18 protein-coding genes are annotated in these 22836 nt (G+C 40.6%); 9 read left to right on the top strand and 9 right to left on the bottom strand.

Annotation, left to right across the window (positions count from 1 at the left end; genetic code table 11):
* The 5 genes from ACEYW6_RS20690 to ACEYW6_RS20670 form a co-directional block, all read left to right on the top strand.
* Positions 1-249, top strand: a 249-nt coding sequence (locus ACEYW6_RS20690; protein WP_412981218.1) for a hypothetical protein, incomplete at its 5' end; no start/stop codon positions are given.
* Positions 250-566: 317 nt separating this feature from the next.
* Positions 567-779 carry a hypothetical protein gene (locus ACEYW6_RS20685; protein WP_412981217.1) on the top strand — a complete coding sequence of 71 codons (213 nt, stop codon included), beginning with the start codon at positions 567-569 and terminating at the stop codon, positions 777-779.
* A gap of 202 nt (positions 780-981) precedes the next feature.
* Positions 982-2172, top strand: a complete 1191-nt coding sequence (locus ACEYW6_RS20680; RefSeq protein WP_412981216.1) for a phosphotransferase family protein — start codon at positions 982-984, stop codon at positions 2170-2172.
* 78 nt (positions 2173-2250) lie between these two features.
* Complete coding sequence (locus ACEYW6_RS20675; protein WP_412981215.1) at positions 2251-3342, top strand: T3SS effector HopA1 family protein; 1092 nt, start codon at positions 2251-2253, stop codon at positions 3340-3342.
* A gap of 64 nt (positions 3343-3406) precedes the next feature.
* Positions 3407-3709, top strand: a complete 303-nt coding sequence (locus tag ACEYW6_RS20670) for a HetP family heterocyst commitment protein (RefSeq protein ID WP_412981214.1) — start codon at positions 3407-3409, stop codon at positions 3707-3709.
* A gap of 342 nt (positions 3710-4051) precedes the next feature.
* Here ACEYW6_RS20670 and ACEYW6_RS20665 read toward each other — a convergent pair whose 3' ends face one another.
* The 5 genes from ACEYW6_RS20665 to ACEYW6_RS20645 form a co-directional block, all read right to left on the bottom strand.
* The gene (locus ACEYW6_RS20665) at positions 4052-4834 is read right to left on the bottom strand and encodes a peptidylprolyl isomerase (RefSeq protein ID WP_412981213.1); all 783 of its coding nucleotides are present in this window, start codon (positions 4832-4834) and stop codon (positions 4052-4054) included.
* 532 nt (positions 4835-5366) lie between these two features.
* The gene (locus ACEYW6_RS20660; RefSeq protein WP_412981212.1) at positions 5367-6914 is read right to left on the bottom strand and encodes an HlyD family efflux transporter periplasmic adaptor subunit; all 1548 of its coding nucleotides are present in this window, start codon (positions 6912-6914) and stop codon (positions 5367-5369) included.
* Positions 6915-6988: 74 nt separating this feature from the next.
* Positions 6989-7156 (bottom strand): hypothetical protein, encoded by a 168-nt coding sequence (locus tag ACEYW6_RS20655; protein ID WP_412981211.1) that lies wholly within the window; start codon positions 7154-7156, stop codon positions 6989-6991.
* Between the two features lie 20 nt (positions 7157-7176).
* Positions 7177-10251, bottom strand: coding sequence for a peptidase domain-containing ABC transporter (locus tag ACEYW6_RS20650; RefSeq protein WP_412981210.1), 3075 nt, complete (start codon positions 10249-10251; stop codon positions 7177-7179).
* Between the two features lie 21 nt (positions 10252-10272).
* Positions 10273-10872: a helix-turn-helix domain-containing protein gene (locus tag ACEYW6_RS20645; protein WP_190890099.1), complete on the bottom strand. Its 600-nt coding sequence runs from the start codon at positions 10870-10872 to the stop codon at positions 10273-10275.
* A 1232-nt stretch (positions 10873-12104) separates the two neighbouring features.
* Here ACEYW6_RS20645 and ACEYW6_RS20640 point away from each other — a divergent pair.
* Positions 12105-12290 (top strand): hypothetical protein, encoded by a 186-nt coding sequence (locus ACEYW6_RS20640; protein WP_412981209.1) that lies wholly within the window; start codon positions 12105-12107, stop codon positions 12288-12290.
* Between the two features lie 505 nt (positions 12291-12795).
* Here ACEYW6_RS20640 and rpmB read toward each other — a convergent pair.
* From rpmB to ACEYW6_RS20625, 3 genes are all read right to left on the bottom strand, one after another.
* Positions 12796-13032, bottom strand: a complete 237-nt coding sequence (gene rpmB / locus ACEYW6_RS20635) for a 50S ribosomal protein L28 (protein ID WP_100900070.1) — start codon at positions 13030-13032, stop codon at positions 12796-12798.
* Positions 13033-13165: 133 nt separating this feature from the next.
* A complete protein-coding gene (gene htpG, locus ACEYW6_RS20630) occupies positions 13166-15154 on the bottom strand; it encodes a molecular chaperone HtpG (RefSeq protein ID WP_412981208.1) in 1989 nt (662 codons plus the stop codon).
* 236 nt (positions 15155-15390) lie between these two features.
* Entirely contained in the window at positions 15391-16032 is a 642-nt protein-coding gene (locus tag ACEYW6_RS20625) for a class I SAM-dependent methyltransferase (protein WP_412981207.1), read from the bottom strand.
* 213 nt (positions 16033-16245) lie between these two features.
* Here ACEYW6_RS20625 and ACEYW6_RS20620 point away from each other — a divergent pair, with 213 nt between their 5' ends.
* The 3 genes from ACEYW6_RS20620 (at position 16246) to ACEYW6_RS20610 (ending at position 19730) form a co-directional block, all read left to right on the top strand.
* Entirely contained in the window at positions 16246-17571 is a 1326-nt protein-coding gene (locus tag ACEYW6_RS20620) for an ATP-binding protein (protein ID WP_412981206.1), read from the top strand.
* Positions 17568-19334 carry a tetratricopeptide repeat protein gene (locus ACEYW6_RS20615; RefSeq protein ID WP_412981205.1) on the top strand — a complete coding sequence of 589 codons (1767 nt, stop codon included), beginning with the start codon at positions 17568-17570 and terminating at the stop codon, positions 19332-19334. Before ACEYW6_RS20620 ends, ACEYW6_RS20615 begins: the two co-directional genes overlap by 4 nt.
* Positions 19335-19427: 93 nt before the next feature.
* Positions 19428-19730, top strand: coding sequence for a hypothetical protein (locus ACEYW6_RS20610; protein ID WP_412981204.1), 303 nt, complete (start codon positions 19428-19430; stop codon positions 19728-19730).
* Positions 19731-19910: 180 nt separating this feature from the next.
* Here ACEYW6_RS20610 and clpB read toward each other — a convergent pair whose 3' ends face one another.
* The gene (gene clpB, locus ACEYW6_RS20605; protein ID WP_412981203.1) at positions 19911-22553 is read right to left on the bottom strand and encodes an ATP-dependent chaperone ClpB; all 2643 of its coding nucleotides are present in this window, start codon (positions 22551-22553) and stop codon (positions 19911-19913) included.
* Positions 22554-22836 lie beyond the last annotated feature (283 nt).

The raw sequence follows: 22836 nt of genomic DNA, 5'->3' as shown, positions 1-22836 counted from the left end.
CAACTAAATACCACTGGTTCTGAACTGTTCCAAGATTCTGAAAGCTTCCTCAACGACCTGAACAATGTAGATTCCATCACTATTTATGGTGGTGGTGGTGGTGGTAGTGAAGTTTCCAATGTTGCTGACGGACTAGAGCCACTATTAGCTTACGGCATTAAGGGACAAGAGTTCGGATTGTTAGCCTTTGGAGCTAGCTTGACTGCACACATCATCAAGTCATATAGCGAATCTGATACTTTCTTGTAATTTACTACTGAGCTACATTGCTCTTTGGGACTTTTTTAATTAGCGATTAAGCTATGTATGTATTGCTTAATCGCTACCAAATCTTCTCAACTGTGACAATTATTTGTAGGACAACATTTCAAGAATCAGCTTTCTTGATTACCAAAAACCAGGATAGCCGATTAGATTAAGCAATTTACAGCTTCATCAAGCTCAATTAGAGCAGTTGATCAATTTTATTAGTTTTTTCCTGACTACCGAGCGAGAGTATTAAGTAATTAATACTTAACTTGGCTCACCTTGACTAATTGATCAATGTCTTCTGGGAATCGAAATCCATGTCAAAAATCACCATTTCTGATCTGCATACATCTAATTCAGAAAATTTTTTCATAGGCGTGAGCAACGTAGATTATATATCTATATATGCTGGTGCAGATGACGCTCTTGCTCAAATTCTTAACTATAGTGTGAAAAATCTTCAGTTTGCGTTGTTGGCATTTAGTATCTATGGAGTTACAGAGTTAGCAAAATCATTCAATAGTCAATAGTACATCCAGTCAAAAGGTTAAACATTTCTAGACTTGTTTTAACATTCTCTTGATTATTTATTCATACAGCCGAAGATAATAGTAGGAATTGTATGATTATTGTAGACATAATTAGGTGGACATAATAGTTTTTCATCTATTACCAATGTCTTCTAAATGTGCAAAAATTTTTAGTTGTTAATCTTGACCCCGACGTGAAGCTATGGCATCATTTCTATTGAGTTCTCAAAATGCTTTTGATTACCTGATTCTTCATGGATTATGTACTCAAGATGAAAAGTCTTTAAGCAAAATCGAGCTAAAACCTGCTAAAAACTTTAACTTATTAATCAGCTTGCCAGATGAGCGGAAACTCCTAATTAAGCAAGAACCTTATAAACGAGAGGGAAATACAGCTGGTGAGTTTTTGAAAGAATGGCGAGTTCACAATTTTTTGCGAACCTTCCCAGAACTAAGCGATATTCGTTCATATTTTTCGGAGGCAGTACATTTTGATGCCAAGAATTCCATCATTGTTTTCAATTATCTAACTAACTATCGGGATTTGATGGATTTTTATATCGAAAAGAAATTGAAATTCTTTCCTATAGAAATTGCCAGGGTAGTTGGAACCACCTTGGCATCAGTCCATCGCCTATCTATTAACCGTCAAGACTATCAGGAGTTTTTTCAAAATAAGAATACATTTAACCAAGGAACTCCTAACCTGAATCTTGGAATGGATAGAGTTACCCCGGCAGTTTTTGGCAAGTTGCCCACTGATGGACTGAAATTTTTGTCTCTTTATCAACGTTATGATAGTTTAGGAGAGGCGATCGCAGAGTTGACTAATACTTTCACGCCGTGTTGTTTAACCCATAATGATCTGAAACTGAACAATATTCTCCTATCTCTGAGTTGGGAAGAAGCTGCTTTTGATCAATCGTCTTCAGATGAGAGTATTATTCGATTGATTGATTGGGAACGCGGCGCTTGGGGAGATCCTGCTAGTGATTTAGGAACACTGATAGCCAGCTACTTACAACTTTGGCTACATAGCATGATGACTAGTAAAACAATGGCGATTCAAGAGTCTTTACGCCTAGCAACAACTCCTCTACATCTGCTCCAACCTTCTATTAGAGAGTTAATAACTGCTTATCTTACTGCTTTCCCTGAAATTTTAGAACATCGTCCTGATTTCTTGCAGAGGGTTATGCAGTTTTGCGGTTTTGCTTTGATTAAAGCTATTCAAGCCAAACTCCAGCACGAAAAAACCTTTGGTAATAAAGGTATTTGCATACTCCAGGTTGCTAAGAGTTTATTATGCCGTCCAGAAGCATCGATATCAACAATTTTTGGTGTAGATGCATCAGCCCTCTCTCCGATTAACTTATCTCCCGCTTCAAAATAAATTCAAAGTCAACAAGGGGACGCAAACATTTTTGTTTGTCTGTCCCTATCTCTCCACATCATTGACAGGCAAGGTTTTATGCAACTATTAGATTCGCTGGCAAATCAACTGTCAGATATTCCAGAGTCATTGCAGATATCACTACAAGATATCGTTCATAAGGTTGAAATCCAGTCCTACCATTGTATTAAACATCCAGACTTTGACCCGGTGGAAGTACCAGAATCAATAGTCCCTCACTTTCAGCAATTATCTTTAGATTTCCAAAATAAGTTTTTGAGTCATCAACTACGTAGTTTTCTTTACGCTCTCTACTACAACGGCTCATCGAAAAGTCTTTTGTCATCCAACGCTGAAGCAACGAATTTGGCTGTGAACCAAAATCTCGAAAACAATACATTATACGGCGTAGATATAGCTTTTTACGATCGCTTACATGAAAATAACAGAGGTGTAGGCTACTGGAATCATGATTGGCTGGTTGTCAAAGAAGACACAGATGGTAGTTTGGTGGTGCATAAGAATGGTTTGAGGCTACACATTGAACCTGATAGCTTACAACAAGCTGCTAATATCGGTGACTCGGTAGCAATCAGAATGCCTAATAATCTGGTACAAAACGGATTTTATATGGCAGTTGCTAATGCAGCTATGGCTCGAAATTATCAAACTTTGGTACGTGTGTACTTCAACTTGACCCCAGAAGGTTCAGTTGCAGTCATGAAGGATTTGACTACCCAACTCAATGCTATATCTATTGCTTTCTCATTTAAAGCATTGTACAACCCTTCCGATTATGGGCGTTACGACTCAGCAGTGCTTTATTTTGACAAAAAAGACTATGAACTTGTTCGTCCAGTCTTAGAGAGAGTATATAGAGAAAATCAATTGCATTTTCAGGAGCAAGTACCTTTATTTACCAAGTTTATAGCACCAGGGTTAGCGATCGCTGAAGAACCAGACCGCAAGTTTGGTGACCAAGAAAGTTTTGGTACACACCGCTGCCAAATTGTCGCTAATGGTTTGGTTGAGGCTTGGCAACTAGGTAATAATACGCCAGCAGATAGGATGTCAGCAATACTGCGACATTTCTCATTATGGGAAATTGAATTGAAACGTCCTTATCTCAATGCCAACTCGGATGATATCTACACCTCCTTGAATCTCTGAACCGCTGGACGTGATACTCCTGATTCCTGATTTAAGATCATATTTTCGCTGACGAGGTAATTATATGACTCAAGAATTTTCCGAGTCTAATGAACAATTAGATCACAATTTTAACTTTACTAATGAAGAATTGGAACAGATAGTCAAAGCTGTTTCTGCTGGAAAGTATTCCTGGGCTTGTGTTTTAATCCTACGTTTTGGTGGCTACAATCCTCTCAAATACATACCCTCGCGTACCTACATTCGATTAATCAAAAATAACTGCCGATTTCGCAAAGCAAACTGTGATCAAACTGATTCTGGGAATTTAGGACTTTTTAAACTAGAGTCAGCCTGGATTCAAGGGCGTAGTGATAAACGTCGTTAAAACTAAATATTAAAAGAATAGCATCAGTCTCATAAAATTCGCACGCCAGTTGCTCATGAGGGTTTCCCCCATGAGCAACTGGCGTTATTATCTCAATTAACAATAGGACTGACGAACAGGTAACGGAAAATCGTAGACGCATTCGCGAAGCCTCTCGTAGAGAAGCGGCTTGCCGCAGGCTACCACAGAGGCACAGAGAACACGGAGGAATAGGAGTTTGAGAAGTATTTTGCGTAAGTCCTGAACAAGACTTGGGGCGTAACAAGGGGCTTAAACCCCTTGTTTATTCAAGATAGGCAAACTTCCGCCACAACTTACTGTTAAGCATTTTTAGAAGCAGAATTAAGCCTGTATTAACACATCTTTGGATACTTGAGGACTGACATCCTTTGTGAATTTTGTCACTATTTCCATAGTGGCAATTTGTGTCTTTAACCAATTAGCAAACAAGTCTTCGATAATTTTCAACTGTCGCTGTTCGTCTAATTGAGGTTTAATGATTTCCTCAACGGCAATTATGTGCACTCCTTTTGGAGTAGTTATTGGCTTGAGAATTTGTGGGGGATTAGCAGCAAAGATGGCTGCTGCGATCTCCGGTCTAAAATCGGTGCGGAGACGTATTCCTTGATATCCTCCAGCCCGGCGTATTTCAGTATTTTGAATGTATTGGCGGGCAATTTCTTGAAAACTAATTTCACCTTCTTGCAGTGCATAAAACAGTTCGAGAGCTAAATCTTCATCATCCAATATAACTTCATAAGTTACTGCTCCAACGTAATCTAGTTGGTGTGCATAAAAAAATGGTTCAACTTTGTCTGCAAATAAATGATTGGCTAATTTGGCAGACAGTAGCTTAGTTTCGGCTATTGCTTCAAAGTCGTCTAAAGAAAGATGATATTTTTCTAACCATTCCCAGGTATCTTCTGCTTTGATAAGTCGGTTGGCTAAACGCAGGCTATCTGCGGCCTGTTGCAGTTCTTCTAAACCAATTTGAATACCTGCCTTTTTCGCTTCATATTCAACAATTTTTCGAGTTGCGATCGCCTCCAATATACTAGGGATTTGGCAAGCAAGCTTTATGTGGTCAAGAATATCCTCAGGAGAAACAGTCAATACATTTGACATAATCTAATTCCTCCAATTGCTAACCTAAATTAATAGGACGTTATTAGTGTTATTCAGACAATATTAATTATATCTATAATGGCTTTTAGATTTAATTATTTATTATTGCCTTTGGTTAATAGTAACCTAAATATTTTATCTTGTGCAACAATAAAAGAATTTTGAAGTGATTAATGATTTTTATTATTTGATAAAAGTAGAGTAATTGAAAAAACTAATATCTAAAAGTAAACAATCAAAATACAATATTGATACTACTGCAAGCTAGTCATGCTTTATACAAATTAAATTGCAAGCCTCAGATCCCCGACTTCTCTAAGAAATCGGGGATCTCGTTATTCACGAATGATTAAGTAGGGCTATAGTTGATTTACTTTAAAGGCAATAATTTGTGCGATCGCATAGACGATCAACGACAGAGGATAACTCTAAAATTTCCTTGCCATATCTGGCTTACAGCTTTTTTCATTTATTTGAACCACAACCCCTTGTAGGGACGCACATCTGTGAACCCCTACAAGGGGTGTAATTACTAAAGCTCCAAACCACCTTCTTGCAACTTCTTAAACGGATCTAGGATAAAGTCAATCACCCGGCGTTGACGGATAACCACCTCTGCGCTTGCTGTTTGACCTGGTGTTAGAGGAATACGTTTGTTGGCAGTTTGAATATAGGGCTGAACTAGGGAGATTTCCAACTCATAGGTTTCGATGCTACCTTGATTAGTCGTTTGAACTTTCGAGTTAGGTGAAATCCAAGTGACGCGCCCTTCTACTACCCCATAATCTTGGAAGGGATAGGCATCAAATTTGATTTTAACTGGCATTCCCACCTTTAAAAAACCACTTTCTTGGTTGGGCATTTGCGCTTTTAGAATCAAGGAAGCATTTTCGGGCGCAATTTGGGCAATCATTTGTCCCGGTTCTACTACTGAGCCTGGTTTTTGGATAGGCAACTCAAAAATTGTGCCATCAATAGGCGATCGCACTACTCGTTGTTGCATCTGTAGCTGTAAGGATGTGATTTGGCTTCCGGTTTGAGCAATTTCGGATTGCAGGCTAGTAATTTGTGTTTGTAAGTCTTTAAGCTGTTCCTGATTTTTTAGCACCGCCAGTCTACCTGCTTGCACCACACTGCGGTAGCTGCTTTGCTGCTCTTGCAGGCGAAGTTTTGCCTGCTGAATATCTGAGGTAGCTTGACTCATTAGCGACTGATAACGATTCAGTTCTTCTTTTAAGCGCAACTGGGCTTGTGTGATATCAGATTTTGCTTGTTCCTGCAAACGTTGGCTTTCTTCTGCGATCTTTTCTAGTTCCACAACTTTGGTTTGGGGAATCGCGCCTTGTCGCAAAAGCTGGCGATAACGTGCAACTTCTGTTAAATCTCGGCTTAAACGACTCTTGGCTAACTTTTGAGCAATCTGGGTAGAACTGATATTTTGGCTAGCCTGTTCCACTAGAGCCAGTTTTTCCAGTCGTTGTAAGTTATAAGTACTCTGTTTTGCATCAAAGTTTTGCTGCGCCTGACTAACTTGGGAAATTTTTTCTAATTCTTGGGATTTATTTTGTTGTTCTTGAATGTTAATCGTCAGCAGAATTTGGTTTTTTAGGAGATCCAGTTGCGATCGCCGATTTAATAAACCTTCTAGTTTTGTCTGCACCTGCTGCAATTCCGTTCGCAGCACATCAGACTCCAATTCAAGCAAAACCTGTCCTGCTTTTACAGTTGTGCCTTCTTTGACGTTGACAGCAGTAACGCTACCAGTAACTGGACTATCCAATTGTTGGGTTGCTCCTTCAGGTTCCATTCGCCCTCTAGCACTTCCTGTTTCATCAACTTTAGAAAGCATTGCCCAAGGTAAAATGATCCCAGCAAAGCCTATCAGTAAATACAACATGGAGCGCGTCCAGATCCTTGGTAAGGCATCTAGCAGTTCCTCGGTGCCATAAAACCAATCGTTTGCTTCAGATGTTTTTTGTGTCTGAGGATGAAGAATGGCGCTTGCGTCTTCAACCAGGTGAAATTCAGCCTGCTTTGGTATAGCAAAGGCGGATGATGAATTATTAGATGGGTTTGGCATAATAATTGGGGATTAGGCATGGGGGATTGATAGATTTGAGTTTCTGAGCTTCATTAATGAGTCTTTGAACTCCATTAATGAGCCTTTGAGGTGGATGAACAAGTATTAAAGGTGGATGAACAAGTATCAAAGGTGGATGAATGAGTATCAAAGGTAGATGAATGAGTATCAAAGGTAGATGAATGAGTATCAAAGGTAGATGAATGAGTCTCTAATTCTCCTTGTCCTCCTTGTCCCTCCATTCCTCATCCCCCAGCCCCTTTCAACCTGTTTGCGCTAGTTGTTGCTGGTTGAGATAGAAATAATGACCTTTCTTGGCGATTAATTGATCGTGAGTACCGCTTTCGACCAAAATGCCCCGATCTAAAACTAAAATCAAGTCAGCATGACGCACGGTGGAGAGACGATGAGCAATGATTAAACTTGTGCGTCCTTGAAGAATCTTTTTGAGGTTGTTCTGAATAATCCGCTCAGATTCAGCATCTAAGTGACTGGTTGCTTCATCGAATACCAAGAAGCAGGGATTTCCTAACAAAGCACGAGCGATCGCTAGGCGTTGGCGTTGTCCACCGGATAACATACCCCCACCTTCACCAATTTGGGTTTCGTAGCCCATTGGCATTTGCTTAATAAACTCATCTGCTCCTGCTAGACGCGCCGCTTCAATAATTTCTTCTGGGGAAACTTCTGGATGAGCAATGCTGATATTTTCTCGAATCGTACCGCCAAACAAAAATGTATCTTGATCTACAACACCAATTTGTGAGCGGAGCGATCGCAGAGAAATATTGGTCATATCTTGACCATCAATCAACACTTTGCCATCCGTCGGCAGATAAAGTCCTAAAATCAATTTGGAGAGAGTAGTTTTCCCAGAACCGCTACGCCCAACAACCGCTATAGTTTGCTCAGGTTTGATTTCAAAACTGAGATTTTCTAAGACGTTAATATCGCTTTCTGGGTGATAACGAAAAGTCACATTCTCAAATATAATATGACCACGTAAATTACCTAAGGACTGGCGGGGTTGATATTGTAAATCTTCTTCTGGTTCAGCTTCTAAGACATCATTAATCCGCTCAGTGGAAATAATCACCTCTTGCAATTGATTCCACAGTACAACGAGTCGTTGGAAAGGTCGGATGACATTTCCTAACAACATATTGAATGCAATTAATTGTCCAATGGTCAGTTGGTTTTGAATTACCTGCCATGCACCAAACCAAAGTAATCCTGTGGTTACCAGTGTTTCGATACTAGAACTGAAAATTTGGAGTTGGTTACTAATTATCTGGCCGCTAAAGGTCTTTTTAATGACATTATTCAACAGTTCTTCCCAATGCCAACGGACTGTTTGCTCAATTGCCATAGAGCGAACTGAGCGAATACCTGTAAGGGATTGGATCAGATAACTATTTTCTGTAGCTGAAGCATTAAAAACTTCGCGGCTAATGCGACGCAAGAACGGTGTAGCTATCAGTGCTAATAGTACAAAAGGCGGCACGATCGCTAAACTAAACAATGCCATTTGCCAGCTATACCAAAACATCAATCCCACATAGACAAACACTGTCATTAAATCCAAACCAATTGATAGTGCTTCTCCAGTTAGAAAGCGCTGAATCTTTTGATTTTCTTGGACGCGAGACACAATATCGCCAACGTAGCGCGACTCAAAAAAGGCTAAAGGCAAGCGAAAGGTATGTTTAATAAAACCGACAAGCAGTGTTACTGCCAGGCGATTCGCCGTGTGATCTAGTAGATATTGCCGCAATCCATTAAGAGCAACGCGGAAAAAGCCAAAAATTAGCAACCCTAAACCAACGGCGTTTAAAGTTAGGGTGCTACCTTGCACAATTACTCGGTCTAACAACAGCTGAGTAAATAAAGGTGTAATTAGTCCAAATAACTGAATCAACACCGAAGCCATAAAGACTTCTAGCAGTACTTGTGAGTGAGGTTTGACTAAATCAAAAAACTGCCAAAATGGTGTAACTGCTTCCTGGGTTGCTTTAAGTACGTCTGTGGGTTGTAGTAACAACGCATAACCAGTCCAACCGGCTTTAAATTCGCTAGGGGTAAGGGTGCGTTGACCGATGGCCGGGTCGCCAATAATCACACGTTTTTTATTGACTTCATAGAGGACAACGTAGTGCTTACCTTCCCAGTGAGCGATCGCAGGTAGAGGTTGTTGTGCTAATTTATCAAAGCTAGCTTTCACCGGACGGGTTGCAAAGCCGATACTTTCTGCGGCGGCTGTTAAACCCCGCATTGATGCCCCGCTACGGCTGATGTTGGTTAAATCCCGTATGCGGTTGACATTAAAGCGCTTACCCCAATAGCGACTAATCATCACTAAACAAGATGCCCCACAGTCAGAGGCGCTTTGTTGTTCAAAGAACGGATACCGTTTAGTTAAGCGTCCCAACCAATGCCCCGCCCTCAGTCTTGGGCTAGGAAAGTACGCCCGTTGTCTTTTTTGCTTTTGTTTTGGCTCGACGCTGGAGATTGGGGATTGGGAATTGGGAATTGGGTTTTGAGAAACACTGTCCCTTATCTCCTGTCCTCTGTCCTCTATACCTAGCCCAGCTTGATGCTCTTGGAAGTCTATTAAATCTGCTAATTGCGGCCAATGTTGTAATGCTGTTTGCCAATCAGCATTGCTCAAACTGTAAGCGATCGCTGGTTGTGCTACCTGCCAACTTCCTTGTTTTGGATTCACGTAGATGTTTCCAGGTGTCAATCTTCGCCCGTTAGAATGTAGCAGTTCTCCCCGATGTAGTAACCAAAGCTTGATATCTTTGGTGACGTTACCACTCAAGGAACCACTCTCCAGATTGTGCCGCTCAAATAGGGATAAGGCTTTGAACATCTCCTCAACAGAGCCATTATGCCCAATTAAGGAGTTGTGGCAGCATAACAGCAGCAAATCCCAAACTTCTGCGCGTCTTAAAAGGCGATCGCGGATGCTAAACGATATGCGAATTAGCTCTTGTAAAGTCTCTCGGTTGATATAGCAAAGCTTTAAGTTTACCGAAGCTCTAGCAACATAAGGACGGAGTTCCTTTTCTGGAAATAGAGTCAGATCGCCAAATGATGCTCCAGACAAGAGGGTGGTGATTAAGTTGTTAGAGCTATCCAGCAGTCTGACTTTACCACTCAGGACAATATAAATTCCTGGTTCGGCTGTAGTTGCTTGCCAAAACTGCTTTGCTACTTGTGGTTCAACAATTTCCAGCCCTCTGAGACATGTGTCAAGTTCTTCCTTTGACAGCGACTTACCCAAGGTTTGGGTGATTTGTTCAGCTAAATATTGCTGGGAAAACGCTGATGGCATTTTCTGACCTCCAAAACAGTATTAGTTATTGGTCTGAATTAGATTAAATGACCAATGCAAACTCGGTTCGGAGTTAGATTGCAAGTCGCAGATTGTAATGCCAGCATCCTTATTCTGGTCAGTTTCTGGTGGGCAAGAGTTTTTGCGCTTAGTAGAAAGTCCCATTTTTTTTAGCAGGCGATTAACATGGCGATCGGTAATTGCAATGCCAAATTCATTTGCTAAATGTTTGCTCAACCATTGGGCCGTCCAGTAGCTAAATGCATAGCCATATTCACGGGGACTATTACTTACCAATTCTTTCAAACGTTGAATATATTGATCGTTAACAGTCTTGGGTCTACCTATTGGTCGCTCATTCCATTTGTGCGCTAGTCCCGCCTCTGCTATGCCAATCCAGTACCGTGCCATTTCCTGCGAACAACCTAATATTTCACAGATTTGACTTTGAGATTTACTCATATCCGCCAGCAACATAATTTCAATCCGCCGACGATATTCTGGCTGTAAATTAGCTTGCAAATTTTTCAACAGTGCCTTCCTCTGAAAAGGCGTTAAAAATTTGCTTTCGTGCATGTCGTAGCATTCAAAAGCTTTCTCTTGACTGAAGTATTCTGACATAATTTTTATCAGTTGCCGCCAACTGTCAAATGTGATCAAATTTGTCTTTTGCAGCTGTTGTTAAAATCCTGATTTATCAGGATACACAAATGCAAAATTAATGAGTTCTAGAACGTTGATTAAAGATTGACGTAGTGTGCAAATAAGGCTAAGAATTTCCCCCTAATATTCTGATAATTTAGGAGGGATATTACTGCGCTGACTCAGATTTTAATAAATCGAAAATCGGCGTTAATGGTTTTCACTTGGAATAAAAATACTTAAAACCAGTAAACTGCTCACTGGCTAGCCGCTAGAATTTGACAGACTTTCCTGAAGCCCGGTGCAATAATGGTATTGGTTAAGACCATTCGCCCCTAGTTGATGGTAATAGGCAAACACTTTCCAGCCTTCGGGTAGCCCTTATATTGATGATTTTACTGAATTCTACAATACGGTTTCAGAGATTAACCTACCTAAACATTAGTAGGTTTAATGTTCATTATCAACAAGAGGTTGAATCTTGTTCCGTTAATTGGAATCTAAAAAGAGTCAAGGTCAGGTATGAGTGCAAATCTACTTCTTAGACTATCCTAAAACTAACTACTTTCTCATCAGCAGATAGTCATAAACTTTAAACTATCTAGAATAAAAATTCAACCCAAAAGTGACAGCTACTCAATCTTTTCCGTAATCCACTATTCTTTATTTAAGAATAATCTTACATCTAGTCAATAGTTTTTAGAAAAAATAATAAATATTTATCAAACCTTGATAAATAGTTTACTAAAATTTTACAAATCATTTGATTTGGAAAAATAATAGGTTACTAATTAAAATTTTTGTTTTAATAATAATTGCTAATTTAAAATTACTTGTTGAGCCAAACCTCAGAATACCTAACTTATTAGTTGCTAACAAACACAGTATTTTCATAAATTCATAGAAAGTCTACATCTGCCCATAGTAGGAAAACTACATACATTACTATCTGCCATATTCGCTATGTGGATATCTATCTATAGTATGAAAATAATCTAGTTTAGCGTAAAACTATTTATAGATGCGTTTGCAACGAATTGATTCTAGCTAAAGATAGGTTTTACTAAAATTAAGCCAATAAAATTAGTTCCTAATTTTGAAAATATCTAAAGACTATGGACACTTGGTATTTTGCGCGAAGACCCTTAGAAGAAGTCAGATAAAATTTACTTGATAGCGAATTCAATATATATATAAATGCTATTTTATTTGTGAGAATTGCAATACTCACGGATGATTCAACGCTTTTGACTTTATTAACGAGTGTTGTTGATGCGATCGCAGATAATGGTTCGGGGATATCTGAATTTGATTATTTTTTACCACCAAGTCCAAAGAACAGGTGGATGGGGAGACAAGGGGAAATTGTCTCCCCATCCCTTCAAGGGGTGGGATGAGTTAAATAATTTCGTTCATTATCGGGAAATGACTCAGGACAAGTTGTAGTAACTAGTAGAAACTAAATCAGGAACCAAAACCTCTGGTGACTCCAGAGGTTTTTTCTTCACTCTACGGTTTTCTATGTAGGAGTTCTGAAACATAAAAGACTGATAAGCATCTGTATTCAAAGACACCCATTTTTAACCGTGGTGTAATCAATACATATTTCTCTCTTGCCACCAACAGTATTCAAAATATACAAAGCCTACTACTCAATATTTAAGCTCATCCCACCCCTAAAAAGGGATGGAATAACACGTGCATACTGATGATTAACCGTCATCAGTCAACAGTCAACAGTTAACGGCGGTGGGGCGGCTATCCCGGACACCTCAAAAAGCAAGTGGGCTTTCCGCCGCCTTGGTGATAAGCGTTAGGGGCGTACAGCTAGCTAGCTGTACGCCCCTACGAATTACCTGTATTCCACCTGACAAAAGTCTCAGATTATAAAATCTACATTACTTAGTAATGATTCAGATTAATGCCAGCTTCTTTTGCCATTGCTTCTAACCCATTAATTTGTAGGGTTTTGATTGCTTTGGTAGATAGCTTTAACTTCACCCAGCGATTTCCGCCTTCCCACCAAACACGCTTGCTTTGCAGATTAGCGTGCTGAAGGCGTTTAGTACGGCGGTGAGAGTGGGAAACAGCAAAGGCATTATTTGCCTTCTTACCAGTTAGTTCACAGCGACGAGACATAGCAACTATCTCCAGATCCTTATTTTAATACAGCCTTTCCATTCTATGTCTTAGGCAACAGAAGTGGAGTAGGGAGTGGCGGCAGAAATAACTCCCAACTCCCAACTCCCAACTCCCAACTCCTAACTCAGCACTATTTACTAGCTTGTTCCGTCAGCTTAGTGAGTACCTCATTCGATCGCTCGACGAAGGATTTCATTCCCTCAGCGTCAAATCCTTTCTGAGACATCAACGCTAAATCATAGACGTGTTGGCAAATCAAGTTAACTAACTGATCGTTAGCCGATTGACCGTCACCTTGAATAATACTACCTTGGTTAAGATTGGCCAGATTTTGAATTAGCGGGTGAGCAGTATTCACCAGCAAAATGTGATCATCGGGAAACTCTGCTGTCCCCTGCTGCATCATGGCATTCATTTCTCGCAGGCGGCGCAGAATCTCTGGTAGAAGAACGATCGCAGGTGGTGTACCTTGAGGATCGTCTGATTTCAACGCTTCGGTACGGATGTTGAGTTTGGGTTTGTTGAGAGATTTCTCAAATAACTCTTTAATAGTCTCACTGCGGGTTTTGTTCGTCTTAGGATCGACAATTTCCTTATCTTTATCTTGTTCCAGCAGAGTATTATCTAAATCTGAGTCTACTCGCGTAAACTTAACATCCTGATATTCTCGCTCTAGGAAGTTGATAAAGTGAGTGTCGATGAAGGAGTCCATAAACAGGACTTCCAAGCCTTGATTTTTGTGTAGTTCTATGTATGTAGCTTGGGTTGTTTCATCAGTGCTGTAGAAAACTCGGTTTTCGTTACGTTCTTTGTTGCGTTCTAGATATTCTTTCAGCGTAGTATAGGGAGCGCTGGGGGTTGAGTTCTCAGCGCTGGGTGAAGGAGTGACATCTTGCCAAGCATCCCCGTCTGAAGACTGGACTTCAACCACTGGAGTTTCAGCAGCAACTTTTTCTGTCAGCTTGGCGGTAGTGCGGAAGACGATGATATCTTCGATTTGTTTTTTGAATTTCTCGTCGTTGAGAACGCCGAATTTAACAAAGGTGCCGAGGTCTTTCCAAGCACTAATGTATTGTTCACGATTATCGCGGAAAAGTTCTTTGAGGCGATCGCCTACTTTTTTGGCAATGTAATCACCAATTCGCTTCACGGTGCGATCGCCTTGCAAGGCACTGCGCGATACGTTTAGGGGAATATCGGTGCTATCAATCACACCCCGCATCGGCATCAGAAATTGCGGGATTATTTCTTCGCAGTTGTCGCTAACAAAAACTTGATTGCAAAATAGCTTGATCTGCCCTTTCGTAACATCTACATCCGGCCGCATTTTGGGGAAATACAGAATCCCGTTGATGATAAAGGGATAGTCTGTATTTAAATGTACCCATAACAGAGGTTCTTCTTGAAAAGGATACAGGTAGCGGTAAAACTCTAAATAATCTTCTTGACTCAGATTACTCGGAGACTCTCGCCACGGTGCTTTTTGCTTATTTAATACTTCACCTTCTAGTTTTATTGGTACTGGCAAGAAGTCGCAGTAAGTCTTGACAAGATTCTTAATCCGTGCTGACTCTAGAAATTCCTCCTCCTCTCCTTGTAGGCTGAGAGTAATAGTAGTACCGCGAGTTGTCTTGGGCGATTCTTCTAGAGTAAAAGCTGGGGAACCATCACAAGTCCAGTGAACCGCCTGCGCTCCTTCTTGATAGGAGAGGGTATCAATTTCTACCTTTTGCGCCACCATGAAGGAAGAGTAGAAACCAAGACCGAAGTGACCAATAATCGGTTGATCTGATTTGCCTTCATATTTATGAATAAATTCTTCAGCACTAGAGAAGGCAACCTGATTGATATATTTCTTAACTTCATCTGCGGTCATCCCGATACCGTTATCGGAGATGGAGAGAGTCTTCTTATCTTTGTCAATGGCAATTTCAATTTCCGGTTCGCCGATGTCTCCAGCATAGTCTCCGGCGCGGGATACCATTTTCAGCTTTTGGATAGCGTCTACAGCATTGGATACCAGTTCCCGCAAGAAGATTTGGTGATCTGAGTAAAGCGACTTCTTGATGATCGGGAAAATATTCTCAGTATGAATACTGATAGTGCCTTGTTCTAGCATAATTGGTAATTTTCGATGTTAGTATCTGAAATGATGATAGTGGCTAATACAGCCTAGCCCTCTGTTTTCAAGGATAAACCCGGAGAACACAGGAGAGCATGATACCAATTAGGATTTTAAAAGCATAGCTTAGGCGATCGCTCCTTTTTTGAGCGTTGTTTGCCCCCATTGTATGATTCGGATTTCCCTACTCCCGATTTTGACCGCAGCTTTATTAGCCTAGTTGAGACACTCGCCTAAGTAATACTACCAGTTTTTTCTAACACTAAAAAGTAGTGGTACGGGTAAGTAGGATCGATAAATTCTTGCTTAACAGTTAACCCAGCGTTGGCAACGGAGTTTAAAATCCGTTTTTTCGGATATCCTTTTAAACCCATTTCCCAGTAGTGTTCGTCACATATTGGCTTTGTATTCCAGAATTTTGGCACATTGAGTAATAAATGCCTTGGTCTGCCTGAAAAAGAGGTTTTGATCTGAAATGACAAGTATTGAGTGCAATAAGGAATCGAAATTACCAAAAATTTCTTGGTTGCTTCGGCAAGTTTTTTCAGTGCTTCTTCTGACTGTTCGTAAGGGAAGTGTTCCAGCACTTGAAACAGGACGATTGCATCAAATTTATCTTTTGGCAATGAAAAATCTGTTGTCAAATCCAAAATCATTTCTGGCTTGAGGTTGGGGTCAACATCAGCGGTGAAGACATTGTATCCATTGTTTTTCAGAAGGTCTGTTAATAGGGAATTAAAAATCCCAATTTCCAGAACGTTTTTTACCTCATGACCCAGCGAAAAAATTAGACGCAACTGGTGGTGATAACTGATGAGCCGATTTTTTGATAAATATTCCGAATTTCTAATATCTAACGAAGTGATGAGTTGCATAAATAATTCCTACCTAACCTGACGGAATGACTAATTTGGTGGGTATACAACTACAGGATTCCCGCAAAACTAGTGAAAATAACAGCACCTTGCCTCGACGGTTGGAAGAATACTGGTGTTGTGTTTTACTTGTTACTGATTTCTTCTTTTGCGAAACACCTCAATTCTCTATAATCTCCATTATTATGAGCATCATTGCAATATTTTTTACCTATGGTTAATAGTTCTGACTTACTCGCAAAGCTCTACAATGCCTTTAACCCCTTTGAACCCTTACCCGCAGGTGATCCAAAATATGTAGATTGTCAGGATGTGCGCGGAGATGCGGATATTGAGCAAGAGTTGGGAAATCGGATGCGATTGGCAGATACAAATACTTGTCAATTGTATTCTGGTCATCGGGGTGCGGGGAAGTCTACAGAATTACTCAGGTTAAAGAAATATTTAGAAAATCGGGAATTTTATGTGGTGTATTTTGCGGCTGATGAAGAAGATATCGATTCAGAAGATGCCCAATATACAGATATTCTCCTCGCCTGTACCCGCCGTTTGCTCAAAGATTTAAAAGAAATTGCTAGTCCTCGTCCTATACTCGACTGGTTAAAAGGTCGTTGGGAAGATTTGAAAGATTTGGCGCAGACTCCCATAGAATTTGAAAGTCTGGGAGTGGAAGCACAGCTAACTCAATTCGCTAAGTTGACTGCAAATTTAAGGGCTGTTCCTGAATTACGCCAGAAGATTCGCCAAAAAATTGATCCTTACACCGTCACTTTAATTCAGGTGTTAAATGAGTTTCTGGTGGATGCAAAACAGCACTTACCTAATGGCTACAAGAAACTGGCGGTAATTGTCGATAACTTAGACCGAATGGTGTTAGTCAAAGACGGAGAACGCACCAACTATGAGGAAGTCTTTTTAGATCGTAGCGAACAACTCCAAGCTTTAGATTGCCATTTGATTTACACTGTCCCCATTTCAATGGTCTATTCTACCAGGGCAACAGACCTCAGAGATATCTACGGCGACCCCCAAATTTTGCCGATGATTATGGTAAACACTCTCAAAGGAGACATTTATCAGCCAGGACTCAAGAAAGTTAAAGAAGTAATTAACAAGCGAGTCCGGCAAATTGCACCCGAACTATCACTAGAAACAGAAATTTTCGACAGTCCCCAAACCTTAGACAGACTTTGTTTAATGAGTGGAGGTCATGTGAGAAATTTGCTATTGTTAACTCAAGATGCCTTTGGACGCACTGAAGAGTTACCTGTTTCAGAAAAGGCGGTGCGACGAGCAATTACTCAAGCCAGAGATACTTATCGCCGCGCTGTGGAAAATCATCAATGGTGTCTGTTAGCAGAAGTATCTTGTTCTAAGCGCATTATTAATGATGACTTGTATCGCAGTTTGATGTACAACCGTTGTCTTTTAGAATACCGCTATTTGGATGATGATGGAGAAATGCAGCGTTGGTATGATATTCATCCATTGATTCAAGGAATCCCAGAATTTAAAGAAGCCGTAGCGAAACTTCCATGAACCCAAATTTAAGCGATTGGGATGATGATTTACCCCCAGAACCAGAAGAAGCTTATCAAGATTTGCTTCGCGCACTGAGGCGGAAATCAGGATTTGGTTTGTTTTTTGTCCAATGTACACCTGTGGAAGCAGACAATTTGATTATCAAACTTCCGCAGGAGATTCCGCAGAAGAAGATTGCAGTTTTGCGGTTGGTTGAGGCGATTGATAATTTATATGAGCGAGTAGTTGAGTTTGTTAAAGACAAGCAAGTTGATATTTTATTGATTAAAGGTCTGGAATATTCTTTATATAAATATGAAAAGAGAAGTTTTGGAGAAATTACTGAAGGTCAATTTAGCAATTTAACCAGTGTTCCGCATATTTTAAATCACTTAAATCAACAGCGAGAACGCTTTAGAGATGATTTTCCAATTAGCTTTGTTTTTCTTTTGCGTTCATTTTCGATCAACTATTTTATTCATCGCGCCCCAGATTTTTTTGATTGGCGTTCTGGCGTGTTTGAATTACCCACAACACCAGATTTAGTAGAACAAGAGTCAACACGTCTGCTATTAGAAGGAGACTATGGAGAATATTTGAAACTCACCCCTGAACAAAAAATTGAGAAAATTATAGAAATTCAAGACTTGCTGACCGAAAAACATCAGTCAGAGAATCAGAAGCCAAGCTTACTAGTCGAACTAGGAAATATACTATATGCTGCTAAGGAACATGAAGCGGCGCTGGTATCCTACGAACAATCACTGAAAATTAAACCTGATTCTCACTATGCTTGGTACAGGAAAGGTAATGCACTAAAGAATTTAGGACGCAATGAAGAAGCGATCACAGCCTATAACCAAGCACTGGAATTTAAATCTGATTCTCACTATGCTTGGGATATGAAAGGTGATGCACTAAAGAATTTAGGACGCAATGAAGAAGCGATCGCAGCCTACGACCAAGCACTGAAAATTAAACCTGATTATCACTATGCTTGGGACAGAAAAGGTGATGTGCTAAAGAATTTAGGACGCGATGAAGAAGCGATCACTGCCTACGACCAAGCACTGAAAATTAAACCTGATTCTCACTATACCTGGGAGGAGCGAGGCTATGCTTTATATCACTTAGGTCGTTACTCCGAAGCTATTTCTAGTTTTGACAATGTGCTGAAAATTGAACCTGATAACTACCAATGCTGGAACAACCGAGGCTATTTATTGCTTAAAAAATACTCTTGTGAAGGAATGAGTCCTGTTTATGAAAAAGCGTTAGAAATTAGTTTTATCTTCCCAGATTTTCTTAACAAAAAAAATCCTCTATTATCTGAAGTAGAATACTGCGAAGAGGCTTTTAACAACTTTGAAAAAGTCCTTGAAATTAAACCCGATTTTGAGCTAACCTGGGCAAATCGAGGTTTTGCGCTTTATTACTTAGGTAGATATGAAGAGGCTATAGAAAGTTGCAACAAAGCCCTTGAATTTAAATATGATGACTACGTTGCATGGTCTAATAAAGGTTTTGCACTAATGAAGTTAGAGCGCTATGAACAAGCTATTGCCAGTTTTGATAAAGTTATAGAGATTAAACTTGATAATCATACCGCTTGGTACAACAAGGCTTGCTGTTATGCTTCACAGAGCAATATCGAATTAGCGATTAAAAATCTACAGCAGGCTATTAACCTAAATCCTGACGAATATCGTGAAATGGCAAAAAATGACTTGAATTTGGATAGTATTAGAGAAGATGAGCGCTTCCAAACTTTAATTCAATAAAAGATATAGAAATAATGTTAAGCCTCTGAAATTAAAAGTAATGCTCATACATTACTAAATTAAACTTAACCCATTTTCAGGAACGTAAATAAAATGTCAGAAAACCTTCATGAGCAAAAACAGCTATCTCTCCAAGAAATTACTAGTCTATCTTTGGCAGAACGTCACAAAATACTAGAACCTTTTATCACCGACACAGCCGCAGATTTTTTGAATGACCCAGAATTAACAGAATTCTCAGTTTTGGATAGTGAAGACTGGGAAAATGAGAATAAAAACATAATTCATCTGGAAGAACTTAAAAACATCCGTAACCATGATGCCTTTTTGAATGGCTATACTTTAGAAGATGAAGGGCTTTATGATGACTATGCAAATCAGAACCAAAGTGCTTAAAAAAAAAGCATGAAATTTGTATGTATACTAATCTTCAATTTTAAGCAGGTTAAATTAAAAGCGATCGCTTTCTCACTTTACCGCTTCTGCGATCGCACAGCATTTCATAGAGAATAAAAAAATAAACCCACATAGGTGGGTTTTATCTGTGTAGCCGCGAATTCTAATCGCCTTCTGCGACTATGTAGCAATCTGTGGTACTGACACCTTCACCAGCACTTTTTTGCTAAAAGACAGACCATTTTCATTTTTGTCAATAATAATCGTGTCTCCAGAGATAAAAGTATTCTCCAATAACTTGGTGGCGAGGGGGTTTTCTACTTCTCGCTGAATTGCGCGTTTGAGTGGACGCGCACCATAAACTGGGTCATAGCCTGATTCGACAAGGTGATCGCAAGCTGCTTGGGATATCTCAAAGAATATTTTTTGCTCGCGCAGGAGATTTTCTACCCGCTTGAGTTGAATACGGATGATATGCCGCATTTCCGTGCGACTGAGGGCATGGAAGAGAATAATATCATCAACGCGGTTGAGAAATTCGGGGCGGAAATGCGATCGCAAGGCTTCCATTACCCTAACCCGCATCGTTTCATACTTGGAATCATCACCAGATACATCCAAAATATGTTCGCTCCCAATGTTACTGGTCATCACAATAACGCTGTTGCGAAAATCTACCGTCCTTCCCTGAGAGTCAGTAATTCTCCCATCATCCAACACCTGCAATAAAATATTGAACACATCGGGGTGCGCCTTTTCCACTTCATCCAACAGCACCACTGAGTAAGGACGGCGGCGAACTGCCTCGGAAAGTTGACCGCCTTCTTCATAGCCTACGTATCCTGGAGGCGCTCCCACTAACCGAGAAACTGAGTGTTTTTCCATATACTCAGACATATCCAAGCGCACCAAAGCATCATCAGAATCAAAGAGAAACTGAGCTAAAGCGCGCGCGAGTTCGGTTTTACCCACACCTGTGGGGCCCATGAACAAAAATGAACCAATGGGACGCGAGGGATCTTTCATCCCCGCACGGGCGCGGCGAATCGCTGCTGCTACCGCTTCGACAGCCTCTTCTTGCCCAATGACTCGTTGATGCAAATGACTTTCTAGTTGCAGCAATTTTTGCCGTTCTGATTCCAATAGGCGATTGACAGGGATTCCTGTCCATTTAGCGACGATTTCGGCAATATCGGCTTCAGTGACTTGCTCTCGCAGCAAGGTAGAACCTTGGTTTTGAATTTCTAAAAGGCTCGCTTCTTTGGCTTCGCGCTCGTGCTGTACTCCCTCCAATTTGCCATACTTCAGTTGAGCAGCTTTATTTAGGTCATAAGCACGTTCTGCCTGTTCAATTTGCACTCGCAAGGCATCTTCTTCTTTCTTTAAGGCGCTTATCGCCTCCAATATCTGCTTTTCACCTTGCCATTGCTCATTAAATATTTGCTGTTTTTCCGTTAAATCGGCAATTTCTTGCTCAATACGTTCCAAACGTTCTTTCGTTTGGGGAGTACCCTTTTCTTCGCCAGCTAATGACAGCTTTTCCATTTCTAACTGCATGAGGCGGCGATCAATGGTTTCCAATTCTGCTGGTTTGGAGGTAATCTCCATCTTTAACTGTGCTGCTGCTTCATCCACCAAATCAATGGCTTTATCTGGTAAGAAGCGATCGCTAATATAACGTGCTGACAGTGTTGCTGCTGCTACTAAAGCCGAGTCAGAAATTTTGACATTGTGATGCACTTCATAGCGTTCTTTCAACCCCCGCAGAATGGAAATAGTATTTTCCACAGTTGGCTGATCGACAAATACTTGTTGAAAGCGGCGTTCTAGGGCAGCATCTTTCTCAATGTGTTTGCGGAACTCGTCGAGAGTAGTAGCGCCAATGCAACGCAGTTCTCCCCGCGCCAGCATTGGTTTAAGTAGATTTCCGGCATCCATTGCCCCTTGTTGATTGGAACCGGTGCCAACTACGGTATGCAGTTCGTCAATAAATAGGACGATTTGACCGTTAGATTCAGTAACTTCCCGGAGTACAGATTTGAGACGGTCTTCAAATTCACCCCGATATTTCGCCCCAGCAATCAAACTCCCCATATCTAAAGAGATGAGTTGACGGTTTTTCAGAGATTCGGGAACGTCACCATTGACCATCCGCTGTGCTAAAGCTTCTGCGATCGCAGTTTTACCTACCCCAGGTTCACCAATCAAGACTGGGTTATTTTTGCTACGACGAGACAATACTTGAATTACCCGCCGAATTTCGTCATCCCGCCCAATCACTGGGTCGAGTTTTCCAGATTTTGCCTGTTCTGTCAAATCTCTGCCAAATTTTTGTAAAGCTTCATAGCGGGATTCTGGGCTTTGATCAGTCACCTTTTGGCTACCGCGAATGGTTTTGATAGTAGCTTCTAATTTAGCTGCATCCACACTAAAGCCTTTGAGTATCTTTCGTCCAACGCGATCGTCTTCAGCAAAGGCCAAAAGTATGTGTTCCACAGAAATGTAGGAGTCTTTCATTCTGACTCTAGCTTCCTCGGCTCGGTCTAGTAAAACATCTAAACTGCGGCTAAGGTAGAGCTGATCACTTTTACCAACTTTGGGCTGACGTTGGGTAAAGGCTTCTAGCTGCTGTTGGAAGCGGATTGGATCGACCTCAGATCGAGCCAGGACACGTATTGCTAGACTAGTGGGTTCTTCTAACAGGGCAATAATTAAATGTTCAACATCTAGTTGCTGTTGTTGATAGGCACGGACTATATCCTGAGATTTAACAATTGCTTCCCAGGCTTTATCAGTAAATTTATTCGGATCTGTAGGTTGCATCTTTATAATTTTGGAATTTTGATTTTTAGTTTAGGGCTTGGGGATTGGGAATTGGGAAGAGAATTAGTCTCTAGTCCATAATCTCCAATTATCCAAACATTCTCAGCGTATATCCGCGTGTATCTCCGGTGGCAATTTTGGATTGGCAATTGGTGATAGTTTAATCAATTACCTATTTCCTAATTTAAAACGAAAATACTGTTCTGAGCGGACTTTGCCCGATACTGCTATTGGAGCGATGTCTACGAAGGGCTACGCCTACGCGATTAGTGTTGCTCATCAA

This window comes from Nostoc sp. UIC 10607 (genome assembly GCF_047228265.1).
Classification (GTDB): Bacteria; Cyanobacteriota; Cyanobacteriia; order Cyanobacteriales; family Nostocaceae; genus Nostoc; species Nostoc foliaceum_A.
This window is presented reverse-complemented; position numbering and strand designations above follow the sequence as displayed.